This window comes from Bacteroides sp. AR20 (assembly GCF_964250605.1).
Taxonomy (GTDB): domain Bacteria; phylum Bacteroidota; class Bacteroidia; order Bacteroidales; family Bacteroidaceae; genus Bacteroides; species Bacteroides uniformis.
The window spans coordinates 51,192-57,904 of the sequence record NZ_CAXUGK010000031.1; the positions used below are offsets into that span (position 1 = coordinate 51,192).

The window sequence follows — 6,713 nt, forward strand, 5'->3', positions numbered from 1 at the left end:
TGTCATGAAAGTAAACAAGAAAGAACTCAAAGAACAAGAGATACGCACTCTGTTCATTACTCCTGCGCTCCAACGAAAAGGTTGGGCTGTAAGTGTAAATATGCGTGAAGAGTACTATTTTACAGATGGTCGAGTACTTGTTATTGGCAATCAACATTCAGTAGCAGAGGGCAAAAAAGCGGATTACCTATTATATCATAAAGGTAAGCCTATTGCTGTAGTTGAAGCCAAAGACAATAAACACGCTATTGGAGGCGGCATCCAACAAGCTATGGATTATGCCCAAATCCTTGACTTGAAATTTGCGTATTCCAGTAATGGCGATGCGTTCTTGGAACATGACTTTATCACGGGGAAAGAAACAGAAATTAAGTTAGAGGACTTTCCGACAGAGGAAGAACTATATAGCCGTTATCTTGCATCCAAAAGCTACACATCGGAGGAGCTCAATATAATAGAAACACCTTTCTACTATGATGCTCATAGCCATGAACCAAGATATTATCAACGTATAGCAGTTGACCGTACAGTAGAAGCTATCGCAAGAGGACAACAACGTGTCCTTGTAGTAATGGCAACTGGTACTGGTAAGACTTTTACTGCATTCCAGATTATCCATAAACTTCATAAGAGTAAAGCAAAGAAAAAGATACTTTATCTTGCAGACCGCAATGTTCTTATAGACCAAACAATGGTTCAGGACTTCAAACCTTTCAAGAAGCAGGGTATAATAACTAAAATAATCTCACCTAAAGAAGGAGAAGCTAAGATTAATTCTGCGTTTGAGGTGTATATGGCTTTATACCACCAATTAGTCGGAAAAGAGGGTAAACCAGATCCATTCTTGGAGGTGCAGCCAAATTTCTTTGATTTAATTATTGTCGATGAGTGTCATAGAGGAAGTGCAAAAGACGATTCCGCATGGCGCAAGGTATTGGAATATTTTAGTGCGGCTACCCAAATTGGTATGACAGCCACACCGAAAGCTGACGAAGGCGCGAACAACTTGGATTATTTCGGTGAACCAGTATATACCTATTCACTTCTTCAAGGCATTCAAGATGGTTTCTTAGCTCCATACAGGGTTACAGCAGACTTTATTAATATTGATTTACAAGGATGGACTCCAGAAGAAGGTGAAATAGATTTATTAGGCAAGGAGATTGAACAGAAACTATATCAAAGACAGAATATAGGTCGTGATCTTGCCATCAAGTTAAGGCGTAAAGTAGTAGCACATAGGATAACCCAAATGTTACATGACATTGGTCGTATGACAAAGACAATCGTATTCTGTTCTGATATTGAGGAAGCTGCCGAAATGCGGACGCTGCTTATCAATATGAATAGCGATTTATGTAAAAAGTCGCCTTACTATGTTACACGTATTGTTGGTGAGGATAAAGAAGGTAAGAAACAACTGGACAATTTCATTAGTGTAGATGAGCCTTATCCTGTAATTGTTACCACATCTGAACTTTTATCTACAGGAGTAGACTGCAAAACTTGTGGTTTAATCGTCATAGACAAAGAAATTGGTTCTATGACTGAATTTAAGCAAATCATTGGACGAGGTACACGACTTAGAAAAGACAAGGGCAAATGGCATTTGGAAATCCTTGATTTCCGCAATGCTACCGCAAAATTCAAAGATCCAGCATTTGATGGTGACCCGGAACCACCAAAAGGAGGAGGGAAAAAGCCCAAGCCTTACAAAATCATTGATACTCCAGAAACTCCAATAGTATCTGAGCCTCGTGAGAAATATCTTATCAGCGGTAAGAATATTCGCATTGCCCATGAAATCGTTTCAGTGTTAGGAGAAGATGGTAAGACGATGAGAACGGAAAGTGTTCAGTCGTTTGCTAAAAAGCAATTATTACGCCATTACCAAACTTTGGATGATTTTATCCAAACGTGGACGGAGGCAGAACGCAAACAAGCCATTATGGATGAATTGAAGGAATATGCTATTCTGATAGATGCTGTACGTGAAGCTAATTCGGCATTGAAGGATGCCGACATCTTTGATGTGATATGCCACGTTGCGTTTGACCAACCGCCATTAACAAGGAAAGAGAGAGCAAACAATGTAAAGAAGCGTAATTACTTCGGGAAGTACGAAGGTAAAGCTCGTGAAGTATTGGAGGCTCTTCTTGACAAATATGCAGAGAATGGTATTCTCGACTTTGAAAAGGCAAATATTTTGGAGATACCGCCGTTCAACAGTATAGGGAAACCAACTAAAATCATAAAGTTATTCGGTGGCAAAGTCGCTTTTGAACAAGCTATCAGAGAACTTGAATATCAAATATATAAATCAGCTTAAAAATGGCAGTAAACAACATCATAAAGCGAATCCAAAATATAATGCGCCAAGATGCTGGTATCAATGGTGACGCACAGAGAATTGAACAAATGACTTGGATGTTTTTCTTGAAAGTCTATGACACTCAGGAAGAAACATGGGAATACAAAGATGACAACTACAAGTCCATCATCCCCGAAGATTTGCGTTGGCGCAAATGGGCAGTAGATGAAAAAGACGGCGAAGCGTTGACAGGAGAAGCATTGCTCTCTTTCGTCAATGAAAAGCTGTTTCCTACTTTAAAGAATCTTCCGATAGATGCCAATACACCAAGAGCCAAAAGCATTGTTCAAGAAACATTTGCTGACTTAAACCAGTATATGAAGAATGGAACGCTTTTGCGTCAAGTGGTCAACATCGTAAATGAAATCGAATTTGACGATGCTGATGACCGCCACACATTTGGAGATATTTATGAGGGAATCTTGAAAGACTTGCAATCAGCAGGCAATGCAGGTGAGTTCTATACTCCACGTGCTTTGACAGACTTTATCGTGATGATGCTTGACCCGAAATTGGGCGAGACCTTTGGTGACTTCACCAGTGGTACAGGTGGCTTCCTTACTTCTGCTCTCAATTATATGAGTAAGAGCGTCGGTTCTGCCGAAGATGGAGAAAAACTGCAAAATGCAGTCGTGGGACAAGAATGGAAACCGCTACCTTATCTTTTGAGTATAACAAATCTGTTACTCCATGATATTGAAGCTCCCAATATAGCTAACTGTGATTCGCTTGGAACAAATATCACTGATTTCAAGGAAAGCGATAAAGTGGATGTTATCGGTATGAATCCTCCGTATGGCGGTAGCACAGAAGATAGTGTAAAAAGCAATTTCCCGGTGCAATACCGTTCAAGTGAAACTGCGGATTTATTCATAGCCCTTATCATGTACCGCCTTAAAGCTGGTGGTAGATGCGGTGTGATTATCCCAGATGGTTTCTTGTTTGGTACGGATGGAGCAAAACTTGCACTTAAAGAAAATTTACTCCGCAAGTTCAATCTGCATACTATCATCCGTTTGCCGGGTTCTATATTCTCCCCATATACCTCTATTGCAACCAACATTCTTTTCTTTAATAATGAAAAAGCCGAAGGTTGCGAAGAAGGATTCAAGACCAAAGAGACATGGTTCTATCGTTTGGATATGCCGGAAGGGTACAAACACTTCTCAAAGACCAAACCAATGAAGGTAGAACACACACTGCCTATTCAGGAATGGTGGAAAGATAGGAAAGAAATTATAAGTGACGAAGAGGGAGAAAAGAGTCGTGTGTTTACTGCTCAACAACTGATTGACTTGGATTGCAACTTTGACCAATGCAAGTTCCCGAAAGAAGAAGAAGAAATACTCCCTCCGGCAGAATTGCTCAAACAGTATTTTGAGAAACGTGCTGCACTCGACCATGAAATAGACAAAACCCTTTCTGAGATTCAAAAGATTCTCGGTATAGACATAAAATCGTGTAATTGATAATTGTGAAGTGATATGAAAGATTTGACCATCTCAAACATAGAAAGACAAAATGTACTTAACAACCGTTTTGCGGTCAGTAAGGTACAGGAGCATCTTGATATAGAAGGAATGCTCTTTGAGGGAGAATACCGCTTTACAAAAAAAATGGTTGCCGACTTTTATCAAGTTGATACATCTACAATAGATCGTTATCTGCAATCAAATTCTGATGAGCTGAAACATAATGGATATATTTTATGTAAGGGTAAACAATTGAAAGAGTTTAAGTTAGAATTTGCTCACCTTATTAATGAGGCGAGCAAAACAACGCAGCTCGGATTATTTAATTTCCGCTCTTTCTTGAATATAGGTATGCTGCTTACAGAGAGTGAGAAAGCTAAAAAAGTCCGTAGTCTTATCTTGGATTTTGTGATTACTACCATCAATGAAAAGACAGGTGGAGGAACAAAATATATTAATCGTAGAGATGTGAATTATCTTCCTGCCGCAATCACAGAAGAAAATTATCGGAAAAATCTTACTTCTGCCATCAATCAATATGTGGATGGACATCATACATATAAGTATTCTCAGATTACAGATTTTATCTACAAGGCTGTATTCAAAGAGAATGCTAAAGAATACCGAGAAGTAATAAAGTTGGATTCAAAAGACAATGTTCGACACACGTTGTATTCAGAGGTTCTATTGGTTATCTCTTCTTTTGAAAACGGAGTGGGTGCAGCCATCAGTGAACGATTTAAAGAAAATGGTGGTAAGTTGCTTACCATTGAAGAAGTGGAGCGTATTGTAAACGAACTTGCCGAACATCCAATGCAAAAACCTTATCTGAATGATGCCAGGACTAAAATGGCTTCAAGGGATTTCAGTTTCCGGGATGCGTATCATGGTAATATAGCAGATTACCTACAAGCTGTTACTCCTGAAGAGTTTGAACGATTCATCGGTGACCAGTCTATTGATTTTGACCGTATCTTAGCGGATAACAAAGATGTGCTCAAACGCTTAAAGCAGGCAGAAGATGAGTAAGGATATTATTTACATAGATTACGATGAAACCTTAAACATCTATGGCAAAATGATTGATGCCAGTGATGGTGGTTTTGAAGGAGTGCGTGATGAAGGTGGTATTCGTGCAACATTGGATTTTGTGCAAAATGATTTATACTATCCGACCTTTGCCGACAAACTAACCTATCTGATGTATAGATTCTGTTCCGGGCATTTCTTTAATGATGGGAATAAACGTATTGCACTGACTTTGGGTACATACTTCTTACATAAGAATAAATACTACTGGCACGCTTGTACATGCATGCGTACATTGGAATCTATCATATATCACGTGGCGGTATCAAACATCGACCAAGATTTGTTGCTGCGCATCGTCAATAGCTTTTTGACGAGTAAAGACTATGACGAAGAACTGAAAATAGATATTGCCAATGCCATGAGCAAAGGAGAGTTAGGAATACAAGGCGAAGATTACGAACAATGAACGGAAAACAATTAAAAAACAGCATACTTCAGTGGGCGATACAAGGAAAACTTGTACCACAAGACCCCAATGACGAACCAGCTTCTGTACTTCTTGAACGTATCAGAACAGAAAAAGCAAAGCTGGTGAAAGAAAAGAAAATCAAGAAGGACAAAAACGAATCAATCATTTATCGTGGTGAGGACAATTCCTATTATGAGAAGTTTCTTGCTACGGGAGAGGTGAAGTGCATAGATGATGAGATTCCGTTTGAGATTCCGAATGGATGGGAATGGTGCGGACTTTCGTTGCTTATTTATCCTCCCAAATATGGAACTTCAAAAAAATCGGTTCCATCTGGTATATTACCAGTTCTTAGGATGGGGAATATTCAAGACGGGGAAATTGTATTTGACAAACTCGTTTTTAGTAATGATTTAGATGATAATAAAAAGCTATTATTGCAATATGGTGATTTATTGTTTAATCGGACTAACAGTGCTGAATTAGTTGGTAAGACTGCTATTTTTAGGGGACAACGGAATGCAATATTTGCAGGGTATCTAATACTATTACGTCCCATTTTTATAAATTCGGAGTACTTAAATTTATTACTAAATACTCCGTATGCACGAGATTATTGTAATGAGGTCAAAACTATCGGTGTTCAACAATGCAATATCAATGCAGAAAAAATTTCAAATCTACTCGTTCCTATACCTAGTCTCTTTGAAACTGTAAGAATCGTAGAAAAGGTAAAAAACATAGCATTACCGATTATAAAATATGGGGAGTTGTATCAAAAATTGAAGCAACTAAATGGAGAATTACCTATTATTCTAAGAAAATCTATTCTTCAAGAGGCAATACAGGGTAAATTAGTTCCACAGATTGCAGAGGAAGGTACCGCCCAAGAATTATTCGAACAAATACGGCAAGAAAAATTGCAACTTGTCAAAGAAGGAAAACTAAAGAAGTCTGCCTTAACCGATTCTATTATCTTCAAAGGTGACGATAACAAGTATTATGAGAGGATAAATGCGCAAACCGTTGAAATTGAGCTTCCTTTTGAATATCCTAACAATTGGTCTGTGCTACGTTTGAAAGATATATGCCAACTGATAGACGGTGAAAAAAGAAACGGAAAGAGCATCTGTCTGGATGCAAAATACCTACGTGGTAAATCATCTGCTACCATTGTAGAGAAAGGAAAATTTGTCTATGCCAGAGATAACATCATTCTTGTAGATGGTGAAAATTCAGGTGAAGTTTTCACTGTTCTGCAAGATGGGTATATGGGGAGTACATTCAAACAGTTAGGTAGTGTAAAATAAACTGTGTCACGCATTATTTATCTCTAGAAAACTCATCGGTCGGGGAACGGCCCGCGCCA

General features: G+C 38.6%; 5 protein-coding genes. All 5 read left to right on the forward strand.

All coding sequences use genetic code 11. The features are described 5' to 3' along the window. The first annotated feature begins 4 nt into the window (after window positions 1–4). From hsdR to ACESTD_RS15010, 5 genes are read left to right on the forward strand one after another with little or no spacing between them, the layout of a single operon-like run. Window positions 5–2,329, forward strand: a complete 2,325-nt coding sequence (gene hsdR, locus ACESTD_RS14990; RefSeq protein ID WP_057280659.1) for an EcoAI/FtnUII family type I restriction enzme subunit R — start codon at window positions 5–7, stop codon at window positions 2,327–2,329. A gap of 2 nt (window positions 2,330–2,331) precedes the next feature. Continuing rightward, window positions 2,332–3,840, forward strand: a complete 1,509-nt coding sequence (locus tag ACESTD_RS14995) for a class I SAM-dependent DNA methyltransferase (protein ID WP_057280660.1) — start codon at window positions 2,332–2,334, stop codon at window positions 3,838–3,840. 15 nt (window positions 3,841–3,855) lie between these two features. Further along, window positions 3,856–4,872 (forward strand): DNA-binding protein, encoded by a 1,017-nt coding sequence (locus ACESTD_RS15000; RefSeq protein ID WP_195289134.1) that lies wholly within the window; start codon window positions 3,856–3,858, stop codon window positions 4,870–4,872. Continuing rightward, on the forward strand, window positions 4,865–5,341 hold the full coding sequence (locus ACESTD_RS15005; protein WP_373158965.1) for a Fic family protein: 477 nt from the start codon (window positions 4,865–4,867) through the stop codon (window positions 5,339–5,341). Before ACESTD_RS15000 ends, ACESTD_RS15005 begins: the two co-directional genes overlap by 8 nt. After that, window positions 5,338–6,654: a restriction endonuclease subunit S gene (locus ACESTD_RS15010; RefSeq protein WP_195289135.1), complete on the forward strand. Its 1,317-nt coding sequence runs from the start codon at window positions 5,338–5,340 to the stop codon at window positions 6,652–6,654. The genes ACESTD_RS15005 and ACESTD_RS15010 overlap by 4 nt, the downstream gene beginning before the upstream one ends. The last annotated feature ends 59 nt before the right edge of the window (window positions 6,655–6,713 follow it).

What these genes read in the sequence shown, in the direction of transcription:
- ACESTD_RS15005 (WP_373158965.1), top strand. Translation starts at nt 4,865, where the DNA reads ATGAGTAAGGATATTATTTACATAGATTACGATGAAACCTTAAACATC.
- hsdR (WP_057280659.1), top strand. Translation starts at nt 5, where the DNA reads ATGAAAGTAAACAAGAAAGAACTCAAAGAACAAGAGATACGCACTCTG.
- ACESTD_RS15010 (WP_195289135.1), top strand. Translation starts at nt 5,338, where the DNA reads ATGAACGGAAAACAATTAAAAAACAGCATACTTCAGTGGGCGATACAA.
- ACESTD_RS14995 (WP_057280660.1), top strand. Translation starts at nt 2,332, where the DNA reads ATGGCAGTAAACAACATCATAAAGCGAATCCAAAATATAATGCGCCAA.
- ACESTD_RS15000 (WP_195289134.1), top strand. Translation starts at nt 3,856, where the DNA reads ATGAAAGATTTGACCATCTCAAACATAGAAAGACAAAATGTACTTAAC.